This window comes from Streptomyces sp. NBC_00576 (assembly GCF_036345175.1).
Taxonomy (GTDB): Bacteria; Actinomycetota; Actinomycetes; order Streptomycetales; family Streptomycetaceae; genus Streptomyces.
This window is the reverse complement of sequence record NZ_CP107780.1, coordinates 3490696-3507702: the sequence shown is the minus strand read 5'-3', so window position 1 is coordinate 3507702 and position 17007 is coordinate 3490696. Positions and strand designations below refer to the sequence as shown.

Annotated in this window: 9 protein-coding genes; 6 read left to right on the top strand and 3 right to left on the bottom strand. The window is 71.2% G+C overall.

Translation table 11 applies throughout. The features are described 5' to 3' along the window. Window positions 1-138 precede the first annotated feature (138 nt). The 3 genes from OG734_RS14605 to moeZ all read left to right on the top strand — a co-directional run bounded on the left by OG734_RS14605 (window position 139) and on the right by moeZ (window position 3077). Window positions 139-1098 (top strand): NAD-dependent epimerase/dehydratase family protein, encoded by a 960-nt coding sequence (locus tag OG734_RS14605; protein WP_330287926.1) that lies wholly within the window; start codon window positions 139-141, stop codon window positions 1096-1098. Continuing rightward, on the top strand, window positions 1086-1835 hold the full coding sequence (locus tag OG734_RS14600; RefSeq protein WP_330287925.1) for a spherulation-specific family 4 protein: 750 nt from the start codon (window positions 1086-1088) through the stop codon (window positions 1833-1835). Before OG734_RS14605 ends, OG734_RS14600 begins: the two co-directional genes overlap by 13 nt. Before the next feature lie 63 nt (window positions 1836-1898). Further along, window positions 1899-3077, top strand: a complete 1179-nt coding sequence (moeZ, locus tag OG734_RS14595) for an adenylyltransferase/sulfurtransferase MoeZ (protein WP_330287924.1) — start codon at window positions 1899-1901, stop codon at window positions 3075-3077. A gap of 71 nt (window positions 3078-3148) precedes the next feature. Here moeZ and OG734_RS14590 read toward each other — a convergent pair whose 3' ends face one another. The 3 genes from OG734_RS14590 to OG734_RS14580 all read right to left on the bottom strand — a co-directional run bounded on the left by OG734_RS14590 (window position 3149) and on the right by OG734_RS14580 (window position 9194). Further along, window positions 3149-4696, bottom strand: a complete 1548-nt coding sequence (locus OG734_RS14590) for an alpha/beta hydrolase (protein ID WP_330287923.1) — start codon at window positions 4694-4696, stop codon at window positions 3149-3151. 115 nt (window positions 4697-4811) lie between these two features. Then, a complete protein-coding gene (locus tag OG734_RS14585) occupies window positions 4812-6362 on the bottom strand; it encodes an alpha/beta hydrolase (RefSeq protein ID WP_330287922.1) in 1551 nt (516 codons plus the stop codon). Between the two features lie 96 nt (window positions 6363-6458). Further along, entirely contained in the window at window positions 6459-9194 is a 2736-nt protein-coding gene (locus OG734_RS14580; protein WP_330287921.1) for a lysylphosphatidylglycerol synthase domain-containing protein, read from the bottom strand. 185 nt (window positions 9195-9379) lie between these two features. Between OG734_RS14580 and OG734_RS14575 the strand changes: the two genes are divergently transcribed. The 3 genes from OG734_RS14575 to OG734_RS14565 all read left to right on the top strand — a co-directional run bounded on the left by OG734_RS14575 (window position 9380) and on the right by OG734_RS14565 (window position 17007). Beyond that, window positions 9380-9745, top strand: a complete 366-nt coding sequence (locus OG734_RS14575) for an MGMT family protein (protein WP_330287920.1) — start codon at window positions 9380-9382, stop codon at window positions 9743-9745. Between the two features lie 311 nt (window positions 9746-10056). Next, on the top strand, window positions 10057-13437 hold the full coding sequence (locus OG734_RS14570) for an ATP-dependent helicase (RefSeq protein ID WP_330287919.1): 3381 nt from the start codon (window positions 10057-10059) through the stop codon (window positions 13435-13437). A gap of 36 nt (window positions 13438-13473) precedes the next feature. Beyond that, complete coding sequence (locus OG734_RS14565; RefSeq protein WP_330287918.1) at window positions 13474-17007, top strand: ATP-dependent DNA helicase; 3534 nt, start codon at window positions 13474-13476, stop codon at window positions 17005-17007.

Here is a 17007-nt window from a genome sequence, read left to right as displayed (position 1 = left end):
CCCGAACCACGACCACGGCAGACGACCGATTCCGCAACGCCAGGCCCCCCGTCACGAACGCACCCGCAACCCCCGAAGGAGTACACCGATGATCACCTCCCGACCCGGAGCCGGAGAATCCGCCGAGGGAGCCGTCCGATGAGGGTTCTGCTGATCGGAGCCAACGGCTATCTCGGCCGCTTCGTCGCCGACCGACTGCTCGCCGACCCCGCCGTGCAGCTCACCGTCCTCGGTCGCGGCGACGACGCCGACGTCCGGTTCGACCTCGCGTCCGGCAGCCCCGGCGCACTCACCCGCTTCCTCGACGCCGTCCATCCCGGAGTCGTCGTCAACTGCGCGGGCGCCACCCGTGGCGGTGCCCGCGAACTCACCCGGCACAACACGGTCGCCGTCGCCACCGTCTGCGAGGCCCTGCGGCGCAGCGGCTGCGGCGCCCGTCTGGTCCAGCTCGGCTGCGGTGCCGAGTACGGCCCCAGCCAGCCCGGTTCCTCCACGGCCGAGGATGCCGTCCCCCGCCCCGGCGGCCCGTACGGTGTCAGCAAGCTCGCCGCGACCGAACTGGTCCTCGGCTCCGGCCTCGACGCCGTCGTCCTGCGCGTCTTCTCGCCGGCCGGCCCCGGCACGCCCGCCGGCTCCCCGCTCGGCCGTCTCGCCGAGGCGATGCGCCGCGCGATGCAGTCCGGCGACGGCGAGCTCAAGCTGGGCGGTCTGGGCGCGCAGCGCGACTTCATCGACGTAAGGGACGTGGCGCGGGCCGTCCACGCCGCCTCGCTCTCGGCAGCGCAGGGCGTCATCAACATCGGCTCCGGTCGTGCCGTGCGCCTGCGCGACGCCGCCTCCGTCCTCGCCCGCGTGGCCGGATACGGCGGCACGCTGCACGAACTCGACGGCCCGCCCGGCCCCCTGAGGGCATCCATCGGCCACCCCCGAACCGACCCGGACCACGCCGCCCCGGTCGCGCACCCGTACCCGGACGGCTGCGGCAGCTGGCAGCAGGCCGACGTACGCACCGCGCGCGACCGGCTCGGCTGGCGGCCCCGGATCAACCTGGAGGAGTCCCTCGCAGACATCTGGATGGAGGCGGCATGCCGCATCTGACCAGTGCCAAGGCGGGCACCGCGAGCACCGGCGTACGCACAGGCTTCGGCATCCCGGGCTTCGCGCATCCCCTCGTCGCCCCGACCGAGTGGGGCCAACTGGCCCGCCCGGGCACGCCCCTGCACTGGGTCGTCCTCAACGTCGCCGACGGCCCGGGCAGCCGCCCCGATCCGCACTGCCTGGAGGCCGTCGGCCGTCTGCGCAACGCGGGTGTCCGTGTCCTCGGTCACCTCGACACGGTCCACGGGGCCCGCACTCACGGTGAGTTGACCGTCGAAGCGCAGCGGTACCGCGAGTGGTACAAGGCCGACGGCTTCCTCCTGAACCGCTGCCCGAACGACCGCACCGCGCTCCCCGAGATCCGCCGCACGGTCGGCGAGCTCCGCGCGGCGGACGACGACGCGCACATCGTCCTGGGCCACGGCACCCATCCGCATCCCGACTATGCCGAGCACGGCGACCAGCTCGTCACGTTCTCGGGCCACTGGAGTGACTACCGCTGGTCGCAGGTGGCCGAGTGGACCGCCGACCATCCGCCCGAGCGCTTCTGCCACTTCGTGCACGGACTGCCGCTCGGCCATCTCGACGAGGCGCTGCGAGTCGCACGCTGGCAGGGCGCCGCCACGATCTACTTCACCGACCGTACGGATCGTGGTGGCCGCACCGATGCCTGGGAGACCATGCCCGGCTACTGGGACGACCTCGTCTCGCGCCTTGGAACGGGTGTCTCGGAATGAAGAAGGGCGTGGCAGTGTTACGGGGAGAACAACTGTAGTGATTGACCGACCAACGGAGTCCCCGTGTCGCTGCCACCCCTGGTCGAGCCCGCTGGCGAGCTCACCGTAGACGAGGTCCGCAGGTACTCCCGCCACCTGATCATCCCCGATGTCGGGATGGACGGGCAGAAGCGGCTGAAGAACGCCAAGGTGCTCTGTGTGGGCGCCGGCGGCCTGGGTTCGCCGGCGCTGATGTACCTGGCCGCGGCGGGCGTGGGCACGCTCGGCATCGTGGAGTTCGACGAGGTCGACGAGTCGAACCTGCAGCGCCAGATCATCCACAGTCAGGCGGACATCGGCCGCTCCAAGGCCCAGTCCGCCCGCGACTCCGTGCTGGGCATCAACCCGTACGTCGACGTGGTCCTTCACGAAGAGCGGCTCGAAGCCGAGAACGTGATGGAGATCTTCAGCCAGTACGACCTGATCGTCGACGGCACGGACAACTTCGCGACCCGCTACCTGGTCAACGACGCGTGCGTGCTGCTGAACAAGCCGTACGTGTGGGGTTCGATCTACCGTTTCGACGGCCAGGCCTCCGTCTTCTGGTCCGAGCACGGCCCCTGCTACCGCTGCCTCTACCCGGAGCCGCCGCCGCCGGGCATGGTCCCCTCCTGCGCCGAGGGCGGCGTTCTGGGCGTGCTGTGCGCGTCCATCGGCTCCATCCAGGTCAACGAGGCCATCAAGCTCCTCGCGGGCATCGGCGAGCCGCTCGTCGGCCGTCTGATGATCTACGACGCCCTGGAGATGCAGTACCGCCAGGTCAAGGTCCGCAAGGACCCGGACTGCGCGGTCTGCGGCGAGAACCCGACCGTCACCGAACTCATCGACTACGAGGCCTTCTGCGGCGTCGTGTCCGAGGAGGCCCAGGAGGCGGCGGCCGGATCGACGATCACTCCCAAGCAGCTCAAGGAGTGGATCGACGACGGCGAGAACATCGAGATCATCGACGTCCGCGAGATCAACGAGTACGAGATCGTCTCGATCCCCGGCGCCAAGCTGATCCCGAAGAACGAGTTCCTCATGGGTACCGCCCTGGCGACCCTCCCGCAGGACAAGAAGATCGTCCTGCACTGCAAGACGGGTGTCCGCAGTGCGGAAGTCCTCGCGGTCCTGAAGTCCGCCGGTTTCGCGGACGCGGTCCACGTCGGCGGCGGTGTGATCGGCTGGGTCCACCAGATCGAGCCGCACAAGCCGGTCTACTGACCCGCGGTTCACCACCCTGTTCGGCCGGCGGGGGTCTCGCGCACCACAGGTGCCCGGGGCCCCCGCCGCCGTCATGAACAGACCTTGCCGTCCTGCGGCACCGTCCCGTCCAGCAGATACGCGTTCACCGTGGAGTCGACACAGTCGCTCCCACTGCCGTACGCCCCGTGTCCCTCGCCCTTCCAGGTCAGCATCACGCCGACGCCCTTGCCCAGTTCGTCCGCCATCTTGCGCGCGCCCTCGTACGGAGTCGCCGGGTCCCCGGTGTTGCCGACCACCAGGACGGGCGCCGCGCCGGGCGCGCCGACCTCGGGTGTGTCGTACTGACCGGCCACCGGCCAGTCGTGGCACCAGCCGGCCGTGTCCCAGCCCATGAACTCCCCGAACACGGGCGAGATCTTCCGGAACTCGGGCAGCAGCTTCTTGGTCCCCGTCACCGTCGGCCGCTGCTTGTCGTCCAGGCACGATATGACCCGTTGCGCATGTGTCGTCGTGCCGTAGTGGCCCGACGCGTCACGGTCGTTGTAGTTGTCGGCGAGCGCCAGCAGGTCCGATCCGTCGCCCTGCTCGGCCGCGTCCAGCGCGCTGGTCAGCGCCGGCCAGCTCTGCTCGCTGTACAGCGGCACGACGACGCCGGTGATCGCCAGGCCCTGGGTCAGCTTCCGCCCGGAGGACGTGGGCAGCGGCGCGGCGTCGATCCGCTTCAGCAGCGCCGCGATTTTCCGCGAACCCTGCTCCGGGTCCTGACCCGTCGACTTCAGATAGTCGTCGAGGGCGCGTTGGAAGCCCCGGGCCTGGTTCTTCGCGTGTCCCACCATGTCGGCGCTCGGGTCGACGACGGCGTCGAGGATCAGCCGCCCCACGTTCTTCGGGAACAGGTGGGCGTACACGCCGCCGAGTTCGGTGCCGTACGAGATGCCGAAGTAGTGCGTCTTCGTGTCGCCGAGAACCTGGCGCATCAGGTCCATGTCTCGGGCGGAGTCGGTGGTCGAGACATGCGCGATGAGGTTGCCGGCGGCCTTCTCGCAGCCCTTCCCGAAGTCGGCCGCGTCCTGGAGGAAGGCCTTCTCCTCGGCCGCGTCGTCCGGCGACGGGTCCACCGAATCGGCGGCCTGGATCTCCTTGTCGCTGCGGCAGCGCACGCCTTCGCTGGCGCCGACCCCGCGCGGGTCCCAGCTCACCAGGTCATAGCGCTGGCGGAGTGCGGAGACCGTGCCGGCGTACGAGGGCATCACGGAGATCCCCGACTGGCCCGGTCCGCCGAAGTTGAACAGGAGGGATCCGATGCGGTTGTCTCCGGTGGCCTTGGCGCGGATGAGCGCCAGGCCGATGGTCTCGCCGTCCGGCTTCGCGTAGTCCAGTGGCACCTTGAGTGTCGCGCACTGCCAGTCGCTGCCCGGTGTGGGGGAGTCCGACGTGCCTTTGCAGCGGCCCCAGTCCGGTTTCTGCGAGGTCAGTGAGGCGGGCAGTCCGGGCGAGGCCCGGGACGAGGAGGAGGCCGACGAGGAAGGGGCGGCGCCGGACCCCTTGCCGTCACCGCCGTCGGACGTGCCGCTGCTGCATCCGGCCACCAGCAACGCGGCGGCGCTAGCGGCCGTCCACCGTACGAAACGAGACATGCGAATTTCCCCCCTGCGGGCCGTCCGATCGGATCAGCGGATGGCGTTCCGGCCATGGTAGGCGGATCGCGTCGAGGCCGTATCAGCCTGTGGATAACGTTCTGACCTGCAATTTCTAGGTGCAGACGGTACCTGGTGCCGGTACCTTCCCGTTCAGCAGATAGCTGTTCACCGCCGTGAGTACGCAACGGTTCCCGCTGTCGTACGCGCCATGCCCCTGCCCCTTGTACGTCAGCTCGACACCCACGCCCTCACCCAGCGCCCCCACCATTTTCCGCGCGCCCTCGTACGGCGTGGCCGGGTCGCCGGTGTTGCCGACGACGAGGATCGGCGCCGATCCGGTCGCGCTGACGTCGGGGTGCTCGGCGGCGCCGGGCACGGTCCAGTCGGTGCAGCGGACCATGGACCAGGCCATGAAGTCGCCGAACAGGGGCGAGGCGGCGCGGAACTCGGGCAGCCTCGCCTCGACGTCCGCGACGGTGTAGCGCGCCTTCGCGTCGGAGCAGCTGACGGCCGTGTTCGCCGCGGTGATGTTGCTGTACTCGCCGTTCCGGCTGCGTCCGTTCAACGAGTCGGACAGCAGCATCAGGACCGTGCCGTCACCGTCGTACGCCTGTTCAAGGCCCTGGATGAGGTAGGGCCACAGGTCCTGGGAGTACAGCGCCTGCGTGATGCCGTTGGCCGCCGCGCTCTGGGTCAGCTCGCGCGGGAAGACGCCCGGGATCGGCTTCGCGTCAAGGTCCTTGAGGAGCTCGGCGATCCGATCCTTGACGTCCTGTGGGGTGTCGCCGACCGGGCAGTCCTCGGTCTTCGAGGCGCAGTCCTCGGCGAAGTTGTCGAGTGCGAGCTGGAAGCCCTTGGCCTGTCCGAGCGAGCCCTGTTCAGGGGTCTGGGTCGGGTCGACGACCGCGTCGAAGACCGCACGGCCCACCTTTTTGGGGAACAGGTGGGCGTAGACGCCGCCGAGTTCGGTGCCGTACGAGATGCCGAAGTAGTGCAGCTTGTCGTCGCCGAGGACCTGGCGCATCAGATCCAGGTCACGAGCCGCGTCGGTGGTCCGCACATGCGGCAGCACCCTTTTGGAGTGCTTCTCGCAGGCCGCGTTGAACTTCCGTGTGCTGTCCAGCAGATCGGCACGCTCGGCGGCGTCGTCGGGTGTCGTGTCCTGCTGGAAGTACACGTCGAGCTGTTCGTCGTCCTCGCACTGCACACCCGCGCTGCGGCCGACCCCGCGTGGATCGAAGCTCACCAGGTCGTAGCGCGTGCGCAGGGCCGCGTAGTCCGCGCCGAACGAGGGGAGCGCGCTGACTCCCGAGCCGCCGGGCCCGCCGAAGTTGAATATCAGGGATCCGATGCGCTTGCTCGTGCTGCCGCCGGCCCTCGCCCGGATCAGCGCGAGCCCGATCGTGTCGCCCTTCGGTTCGGCCCAGTCCAGCGGTGCCTTCATGGTGGCGCACTGCCAGGTGTCGCCGCCCGGCAGCGGGGACGGGGCCTCGCCACCGCCCTCCGACCCGGACGGCGCGGGACAGTCCTTCCAACTCAGCTTCTGGGCCGGCAGATCCTCGTCCGCGGGTCCGGAATCGTCGCTGCACCCCGCTATCAGTGACGACAGCATGAGCGCGGTGACCGTCAGGACAGCGGCACGCGGCCGGAAGGGTCTGGGCATGCCCCCATCCTGCGGTGGTACCCCGTGGGGCGCTCGGGGCGCGAGCCGTACGAGGTACCGCGCGCCCCAGGGAGTATCGGCACGAAGTCGCTCTCCCTAGAGGGAGCCCTTCCTCGTCAGGTGGTTGAAGAACAGCCAGCCGGGCAGCACCGGAATCCACAGGGTCAGCAGCCGGTAGAGCAGCACGGCGGGGGCGGCGACCTCCTTGGGGAGGCCCACGGCGATCAGACCGACCGTCAGGGTCGCCTCGACCGCGCCCACACCACCGGGAGTCGGCGCCGCGGACCCCAGCGCGTTTCCGGCGAGGAAGACGACGGCCACGCTGGCGAGGCTGAGCGAGGTCGACTCGTCGCCGAACGCCCGGATCGACGCGTCCAGGCACATCACGAAGCACGCGGTCAGCAGCAACATGCCGCCGATACCGGTGACCAGCTTCTGGGGGCGCTGCAGAACATCCAGCATGCGCGGGATGACACCGGCGAACAGCGACCTCACGCGCGTGGCGATGAATTTCCGCAGGAACGGCACCGAGGTCACCACGAGGACGAGCACCGCGACGGTCAGCAGACCCGCGATGACCGTCCGGGACGGCGACAGCGACGGTGTCTTCTCGGTGCCCGTCAGGTAGCCGAACGACAGCAGCATCAGGATGTGGCAGCCGAGCCCGAACAGCTGCGACGCGCCGACGCTGGCCACCGCGAGCCCCGGCCGCACGCCCGCGCGCTGCAGGAAACGAGTGTTGAGGGCGACGCCGCCCACCGCCGCGGGCGCGACGATCTTCACGAACGACCCGGCGACCTGCGCCGCCACGGTCCGCATGAACGGCACCCGCTCCGGGACGAAACCGAGCAGACTCATCGCCGCGGCGAAGTAACTCAACGCCGAGAACAGCACGGCCGCGATGACCCAGCCCCACTCGGCATTGTCGAACAGAGTGCCGAACTCGATGTGGGTGAGCTGGGAGAGCAGGAAGTACGCGCCGAACGCGCCGGCGATGAAGCTGATCAGCGTGCGGGGTCTCACCCGTTCCAGCCGGGCCGGTTCGACCGGCGCCTGGGGTCTGATCAGCAGTACCTGGTGGCGGATCTGGGTGAGCAGATCTTCTTCGCGGGCCCCCTCCAGGGCCTCGTCGATGGCCCGCTTCTCGGCTCGCTGCTCCGCCCGGACGGCCTTCTTGTCGGGCTTTTCCAGTACGACGGGCCGGGCATCGGCTTGGGTTGCCTCAAGCCGGGCCTGTTTGGCCAGCTGGGACGCCTCCAGGACCGCCTCGCGCTGACGCTGGGCGCGCTCGCGGGCGAGTTTGCGCAGCGTCGCGCGCGTGGAGCGCGACAGCGCGATGGGCTGGAGCATCGGCAGACAGTCCGCCACCGCGTCCGGGCCGAGCACCCCGACCGCCGACGCCACCGCGCGCTCGGCACCCACGCGCAGCCCCAGCGTCGACACCAGCTGGGCGATGTCCATGCGCAGCAGCAGGTCCCCGGCCGCGATCTCGCCGACCCGGAGGTCAGTGAGGATCACTTTGCCGGAACGATCCACCAGAATCGCCTCGCCGACCAGCCTGCGATGCGCGATGCGCCGCGACTGCAGGGCCTTCACCTGGTGCCAGGTGTTGCGCAGCAGCTCGTCGGTGATGTCCTCGTCGTTCAGCGAGTCCAGCGTGCGGCCTCCGGTGTGCTCGTAGACGAGCATCACGGCGTCGGGGCCGAGCTCGGAGGTCGCGATCAGCTTGGGCGCGTTGGCCCCGGCGGCGATCGCCGCGTAGGCGAGGAGAGCCTCCTGCTCCAGCGCCTGGCGCAGCGACTGGAGGCTGCTGCGCGTGGCCAGGCCACGCAGCGTGATGTTGCGCCACATGCGATAGAAGAAGTGCTGCGCCTGTTGCTCGCGGTCGACCACGGTGACGTCCAGCGGAGGGCCGTCCTCCAGGGTGACGAAGTACCGTCGGCCGCGGTCACCGCTGTCCGTCGTCTCCGGCACCTCCTCACGGGCCGCGCTCACCGGGCGGAAACCGACGTGCCGCAGGCCCGCCATCAGGTTGCGCCCGGTGGGACGCACGTTCGGCGAGCCGACCGCGTACAGCGTCCCGTACGCCACCGACCAGCCGATCAGCACCGTCAGGATGATCGAGAACGGTGTCGTGTAGCCGGTGACCAGCATCGAGAAGGCGTCGAGCAGCAGCACCACCCACAGCACGGCGCGCCAACGCGGCCGACGGGACATACCGACGGCCGTCATGTATGCGATGACCGGCGCGAGATAGCCGTGCACCGGGTCGGTGAGGGCGTGGATGTCGCCGGGGGAGGGCTGGGTCAGCGCCTCCTGGATGGAGTCGGGGGCGGCCTTGGCGACCCACAGATCGGTAGCGAGGGTCACCCCGTGCGCAAGGACCGCTGCGAGGACACCGTCGGCGATCCGCAGCCCGTCCCGCTTGATCAGCCGCTCGATCGCGAAGGCGACAGGCACCAGGAGGATCGCGATGCTCGACGCCAGACCCGCGATCTTGATCAGCAGGTCGGGTGCCTGGCCGGTGCCCTTGTTGATGTCCTGTTCGAGCCCCGAGGTGGTGCCGTGGGCGAACGCGGCGATCGCGAGCAGGACGACGATCGCGAAGACGCCCGCCAGGAGCCGCATGAGATCGGAGGGGCGGTGCACGCGCGCGGGGAGCAGCGGTTCGTCGCCCTCGACCTCCTCGGCGTGGGCGTCTTCGTCGGCGCAGTCGACGGCCGGTCCGGCCGGTGTCCGCTCGTCCTCGTGGCCGACGCCGTCGGCACCGGGGCGCGACGAGACCTCAGAGGTGTCCTCCGCGCCTTCGGGGTGCACGCCCTGATGCTTCATGGTCTCTTCTTGGTCTCGTATCACCGGTCACCGCCCGCACGATGGTGGCATGCCCCACTGACACACAGGGGCATCAGGGTGCGATGCGAGGGCGCACAGTCTGCCGCAAGCGCCGCTCCGGGGCGAGGGATACCGACGGTCGCCGCCTCGTCACATTGTCGGTGGGGTGGGGCAGGATGGGTCGGATGAGCGACGAGAGCCTTCCGGTGGACGCCCTGCCGGAGTACGCCGAGCGGGCCCTGGAGGCCGCGGAACAGATCCCGCCCGGGCGTGTCATGACCTACGGCGACGTGGCCGAATGGCTGGAGGAGGGCGGACCGCGCCAGGTCGGGCGCGTGATGGCCCTCTACGGAGGGGCTGTTCCGTGGTGGCGGGTCGTCCGCGCGGACGGCGTCCTGCTCCCGGGCCACGAACTGGAAGCCCTCGACCACTACCGCGCGGAGGGCACACCCTTGAAGGAGGCGAGCACGTCCGCCGAGGGGCATCTGCCGCGCCTCGACATGAGACGGGCGCGGTGGGACGGCGGCGAGCGGGCGGAGAGGCACACCTGACAGCTTCCGCCATCCGGCGGGCATCAGGGGGACCTGTGGCCCGTACGGGGTATACCGGGCACGTCCGTGCCATGGCGTACGTTCGTGGGGCGAGGGGCCCGGGTGGCGCGCGAGGCCGGAGGGAACATACGGAAGCCCTGCTTCCCAACCGCCCGGCGGCGTAGCGTCGGCCGCACCCACCCCCCTCACCTCCAGGCCACCGTTCTCCACGCGTGCCGCTCATCCCATCCGGCACCCGACCACCACCCCTCAACGACGGCGCTTCGCGCCGACAGTGATAGATGGCACACCCACCAGGACCGGCGAACCACGTGAGCTCCTCTTCCTCCACCAGGCGCCTGTCGCACCCCCAGGGGCGACAGGGGAACCGTGGCGCTTACCGACTGGTGCGTAACCCGCCCACGCGGCAGGATCCCCCTCGTCTGGACGCCGCACAGCGCGCGGTGGTTGACCACGCGCGGGGACCACTGCTCGTCCTCGCAGGCCCGGGAACCGGGAAAACCACCACACTCGTCGAGTCGGTGGCGGCCAGGATCGCCCGCGGCGGAGACCCCGAGCGGATCCTCGTCCTCACGTTCAGTCGCAAGGCGGCCGTCGAACTGCGCGACCGCATGGCACTGCGCATCGGAGCCGCCCGCGCTCCCCGCGCGACGACCTTCCACTCCTTCTGCTACGCCCTGGTCCGCGCCCACCAGGACAGCGACCTGTTCGTGGAACCCCTGCGGCTGCTCTCCGGCCCCGAACAGGACGTGGCCGTACGGGGACTGCTCGCCGGCCAGCCCGACCTGGAGCGGCTCGGGCTCGCCCATGTGCGCTGGCCGGACGAACTGCGCGCCTGCCTCACCACCCGCGGCTTCGCCGACGAGGTCCGCGCGGTTCTCGCCCGCAGCCGCGAACTGGGCCTCGGCCCCGACGCCCTGGACGCCTTCGCCCGGCGCATCGGCCGCCCCGACTGGCGCGCCGCTGCCGCCTTCCTCGCCGAGTACCTCGACGTACTCGACATGCAAGGAGTCCTCGACTACGCGGAACTCGTGCACCGCGCGGTACTCCTCGCGTGCCGCCCCGACACCGCCGGGCAGCTCGCCGCCCGCTACGACGCCGTCTACGTGGACGAGTACCAGGACACCGACCCGGCGCAGGTACGGCTGCTGCACGCGCTCGCCGGAGGCGGCCGGACACTCGTCGCCCTCGGTGACCCCGACCAGTCGATCTACGCGTTCCGCGGGGCGGACGTCAACGGCATCCTGGATTTCCCGGACGCCTTCCCGCGCGCGGACGGCCGCCCTGCCCCGGTCGAGGTCCTCAGGACCTCCCGCCGCTCGGCCGCCACCCCGCTGACCGCCACCCGCCTCCTCACCCAGCGCATGCCTCTGACCCGCCTCCCGGCCGAGAAGGTCCGCGCCCACCGCGGACTCGCCCCGGTCCGCGACGGAGGCCGCGTCGAGGTCTGCACGTACCCGACGTCCGGAACGGAGCTGGACAACATCGCCGACATCCTCCGCCGCGCACACCTGGAGGACGGTGTCCCGTGGGGCGAGATGGCTGTCCTGGTGCGGGCCGGCGGCCGTACGATCCCGACGGTCCGGCGCGCCCTCACGGCCGCCGGGGTTCCTCTGGACATCGACGGCGACGACCTGGCCCTGCGCCACGAACCGGCGGTGGCACCGCTGCTGACGGCGCTTCGAGCCGTGGCGACTGCGGAGGCGTCGGGCGCGGGCGAGGAGACGGACGTCCACGAGGCAGGGAACGACAACGGCGAAGCTGTCGACGTCGCCGTGCCGGGAGACACCGTCTGGCTCAGCACCGAAACCGCCCTGACCCTGCTCACCTCTCCCCTCGCCGGCATGGACGCCGCCGATCTGCGTCGCCTCGGACGCGCCCTGCGCGAGGAGGAGCGGGCCGCGGGCAACCCCGTACCGCCGCCCTCGGACGAACTCCTGGCCCGAGCGCTGGCCGAACCGGAACGCCTCGTCGCCCACGACCCGACGTACGCGCGAGGTGCCCAGCGCCTCGGTGCGCTGCTCAGGAAGGCACGTGAGCGGCTCGCCGGCGGCGGCACGGCCGAGGAGGCCCTCTGGGACCTGTGGAACGGCACACCCTGGCCAGGACGGCTGGAGCGGGCCGCCCGGCGCGGCGGCGCAGCCGGACGCAATGCCGACCGCGACCTCGATGCCGTGTGCGCGCTGTTCGCGACCGCTGCGCGCGCGGAGGAGCGCACCGGCGGCCGCGGCGCCCTCAACTTCCTGGAGGAGATCGACGCCGAGGACATTGCCGCCGACACCCTCACCCGCCGTGCCGTACGTCCCGACGCCGTACGCCTGATGACCGCGCACCGTTCCAAGGGCCTGCAGTGGCGCCTCGTGGTCGTCTCCGGTGTCCAGGAGGGCCTGTGGCCCGACCTGCGACGGCGTGGCTCCCTCCTGGAGGCCGACCGCATCGGCCGCGACGGCCTCGCCGAACCGCTGACCCCGGGAGCACTGCTCGCCGAGGAGCGGCGGCTGTTCTACGTGGCCACCACGCGCGCGCGTGAACGCCTCGTCGTCACCGCGGTGAAGGCTCCCGCCGACGATGGCGACCAGCCCTCCCGCTTCGTCACCGAACTCGGCGTCGAACCCAAGGACGTCACGGGCCGCCCGCGTCGTCCCCTCTCTGTCGCCGCCCTTGTCGCCGAACTGCGCGCCACAACAGTCGATCCGCGCGTCTCCGGCCCCCTCAGAGAGGCCGCGGCCCGCCGCCTGGCCCGGCTCGCCGCGCTCACCGACGAGGAGGGCCGCCCGCTCGTGCCGTCCGCCCACCCGTACCGCTGGTGGGGCATGTACGAGCCGACCGAGAGCAAGGTCCCGCTGCGCGACCGCGACCAGCCCGTCGTGCTCTCCGGCAGCGCCCTCGACCAACTCGCCAACACCTGCGCCCTCCAGTGGTTCCTGGGCCGTGAGGTGAAGGCCGACGCCCCCGCGACCGCCGCCCAGGGCTTCGGCAACGTGGTGCACGTCCTCGCCGACGAGGTCGCCTCCGGACACACCCCCGCAGACCTCGACGTCCTCATGGAACGCCTCGACTCCGTGTGGAACGCCCTCGCCTTCGACGCGCCCTGGAAGTCGACGCAGGAGAAGGCGCACGCGCGCGTGGCGCTCGAACGCTTCCTGACGTGGCACGTCGACTCCAGGCGCACCGGCCGCACCCCCGTGGCCAGCGAGCACGACTTCGACGTGACCCTCGGGGCAGGCGACTACGAAGTGCGCATCCGCGGTTCGATGGACCGCGTCGAGGCCGACGGCGAGGGCCGCGCCTACGTGGTCGACTTCAAGACCGGCAAACAGGCGCCCACCGCCGCCGAGGTCGCCCGCCACCCCCAGCTCGCCGTCTACCAGCTCGCCGTCCGTGAAGGTGCCGTCGACGACGCCTTCGACGGTGTGCGCCCTGAACCGGGCGGCGCCGAACTCGTCCAGCTGCGCCAGGGAGCCGCAAAGAGGGACGGCGGCGAGTCGCTGCCCAAGGTGCAGGCGCAGGCCCCCCTTGAGAGAGGGACAGGGGCGGAAGGGGAGGGGGAGTGGATCGGCGACCTGCTGGCCACCGCCGCCGGCAAGGTGCTCGACGAGCGGTTCACCCCGACCGCCGGTCAGCACTGCACCCACTGCTCTTTCAGGGCGTCGTGCAGCGCCCGCCCGGAAGGCCGGCACGTGGTCGAGTGATACCCACTGTCAGTGGCCGCCGCTAGCCTCTCTGACGTGCCAGCCAGTATCAGTGACCCCGAACAGCTCAAGGAGCTCCTGGGTATCCCGTTCACCCCGGAGCAGACGGCCTGCATCACCGCGCCGCCCGCCCCGCAGGTGATCGTGGCCGGAGCGGGGTCCGGCAAGACCACGGTGATGGCGGCACGCGTGGTGTGGCTCGTCGGCACCGGCCAGGTCGCCCCCGAACAGGTGCTCGGGCTCACCTTCACCAACAAGGCCGCCGGTGAACTCGCCGAACGCGTCCGCAGGGCACTCGTCAAGGCGGGCGTCACCGACCCGGACGTCATCGACCCCGACAACCCGCCCGGCGAACCGGTCATCTCGACCTACCACTCCTTCGCCGGTCGCCTCCTGACCAACCACGGCCTGCGCATCGGCCTCGAACCAACGGCCCGCCTCCTCGCCGACGCGACCCGCTACCAGCTCGCCGCGCGCGTACTGCGCGAAGCCCCCGGCCCGTACCCGGCACTCACCCGCTCCTTCCCGGACCTCGTCAGCGACCTTCTGACCCTGGACGCCGAACTCGCCGAACACCTCGTCCGCCCCGAGGAACTGCGCGCGTACGACGCCGAGCTGGTGCGCGCCCTGGAGGGCGCCAAACTCACCAACGCGGACCTGCGCAAGGTCCCCGAAACGGCCGCCGCCCGCCGTGAACTCGCCGAACTGGTGACCCGCTACCGGGCCGCCAAGCGCGAGCGCGACCTGCTGGACTTCGGCGACCAGATCGGCCTCTCCGCGACGCTGGCCCGCATCCCCGAAGTGGGCCGCGTCCTGCGCGAGGAGTTCCGGGTGGTGCTCCTCGACGAGTACCAGGACACGTCCGTGGCCCAACGCGTCCTCCTGGCAGGGCTGTTCGGCGGCGGCACCGGCCACCCGGTGACCGCGGTCGGTGACCCCTGCCAGGCGATCTACGGCTGGCGCGGCGCCTCCGTCGCCAACCTCGACGACTTCCCCGAGCACTTCGCCCACGCCGACGGCGGCTCAGCGGTCCGCCAGTCGCTCAGTGAGAACCGCCGCAGCGGAGGCCGCCTCCTCGACCTCGCCAATGGCCTCGCGGAGCCCCTGCGCGCCATGCACGCGGGCGTGGAGGCCCTCCGCCCCGCACCCGGCGCAGAGCGCGACGGCCAGGTGCGCTGCGCGCTGCTGCGCACCCACGCCGAGGAGATCGACTGGCTCGCCGACTCCATCGCCCACCTCGTACGCACCGGCAAGGCACCCGGCGAGATCGCCGTCCTGTGCCGCACCGCCACCGACTTCGCCGAGATCCAGGGCGCGCTCGTCACCCGGGACGTCCCCGTCGAGGTCGTCGGGCTCTCCGGGCTGCTGCACCTGCCCGAGGTCGCCGACCTCGTGTCCGTGTGCGAGGTGCTCCAGGATCCGGGGGCCAACGCCTCCCTGGTCCGGCTGCTGACCGGCCCACGCTGGCGCATCGGCCCGCGCGACCTCGCCCTGCTGGGCCGCCGGGCCCGTTTCCTCGTGTCCCACGCGCGCGTGGGCGACGCGGACGACCCGGACCGTCGGCTCGCCGAGGCCGTCGAGGGGGTCGACCCCGCCGAGGTGATATCGCTCGCGGACGCTCTCGACACCTTTCTGGAGACACCTCTGAGGGGCGAGAGCGACAACGACGGGCTGCCCTTCTCACCGGACGCGCGTGTGCGATTCGCCCGGCTCGCCACCGAACTGCGCGACCTGCGCCGCTCCCTCGCCGACCCGCTGATGGACGTGCTGCACCGTGTGCTCGCCGTCACAGGCCTGGAGGTGGAGCTTTCGGCGTCCCCGCATGCCCTGGCCGCCCGTCGCCGCGAGACCCTTTCCAACTTCCTGGACATCGCCGCCTCGTTCGCCGCTCATGAGAGCGAGGCGAGTCTGCTCGCCTTTCTCGGCTTCCTGCGCACAGCGGCGCAGTACGAGAAGGGCCTCGACAACGCCCTGCCCGGCGGCGAGAACACCGTCAAGGTGCTCACCGCCCACAAGTCCAAGGGCCTGGAATGGGACGTCGTGGCCGTCCCGGGCCTGGTCACCGGAACCTTCCCCAGCGACCGGGGCCGCGAGAAATGGACCTCCCAGGCCAAGGTCCTGCCGCACGGACTGCGCGGCGACACCGACACGCTGCCCGACATCGAGGCCTGGGACTCCCGGGGCATGAAGGCCTTCCAGGAGGCGATGAAGGACCACCAGCACACCGAGGAACTCCGCCTCGGCTACGTCACCTTCACGCGCCCCCGCTCCCTCCTGCTCGGCTCCGGACACTGGTGGGGACCCTCCCAGAAGAAGCCCCGGGGCCCATCCGACTTCCTGCAGGCCCTCTACGACCACTGCACGGCCGGACACGGGGAGATCGAGGCCTGGGCGGACGAACCGGAGGAGGACGAGGAGAATCCCGCCCTGCACGCGACGAGCGCCGACCAGTTGTGGCCCCTGCCCCTGGACGACGCCGCGTTCCGCCGCCGCCGGGCCGCTGCCGAGACGGTCCTCGCCCACCTGGAGACGCTCCCCTCCCACGAGGACGGCCACCCCGCCGCCGCGCAAGACCCCGATGCGTTCGACGACCCGGACTGGCCCCCGCCGCCGGACGACGAGCCTCTGTACGAGGATGACGGGCCCCTCGGCGACGGCCCTCTCGACCAAGACGCCCCTTTCCCCGCGGAGGACGACGCCGACTGGGACGCCTGGACCACGGACCGGCCCGAACCGCCCGCACAGACGCCACCCCACGCGCGCGTGCCCCGCACCGGACACGGCCACGACCGCCCGCCCACCGTGCCACACGCCCGCAGACACCCCGCCGAAGCGGATCTCACCCCCGAGGAGGCTCGCGCAGTCGCCTCCTGGGACCGCGACCTCGACGCCCTCACCGGGGAACTGCTGCGCGCGCGGGAGAGCGTCACCGACGTTCCCCTGCCCGCGTCGCTGACCGCGTCCCAACTGATGCTCCTGGCCGCCGACCCGGATGCCCTCGCGCAGGAGCTGGCCCGCCCCATGCCACGCCCCCCGCAGCCCGCCGCCCGTCGGGGCACCCGCTTCCACGCCTGGGTCGAGGCCCGCTTCGAGGAACTGCAGCTCCCCATGCTGGAGCCTGAGGAACTGCCCGGCAGCGACGCCGAGATCGCCGACGAACGCGACCTGGAAACCCTCAAGGACGCCTTCGAGCACACCGTGTACGCCCAGCGCACGCCTTATCGGGTCGAAGCACCCTTCCAGCTCGACATCGCCGGACGTGTCGTACGGGGCCGGATCGACGCCGTCTACAAGGAAGGCGACGGCGAGGAAGCGACGTACGAGATCATCGACTGGAAGACCCACCGCGCCCACACCGCCGACCCCCTCCAGCTCGCCGTCTACCGGCTGGCCTGGGCCGAGCAGCAGGGCGTGCCGCTGGAGGCTGTCGGGGCCGCCTTCCTCTACGTGCGCAGCGGCGAGACCGTACGGCCCGACGATCTCCCGGACCGGGCCGCGCTGGAGCGGCTGCTCCTGGACGAGCCGGCCGCGTTCGAAGTACCGGACGAGGATGTCAGCGCGGGCCGATAA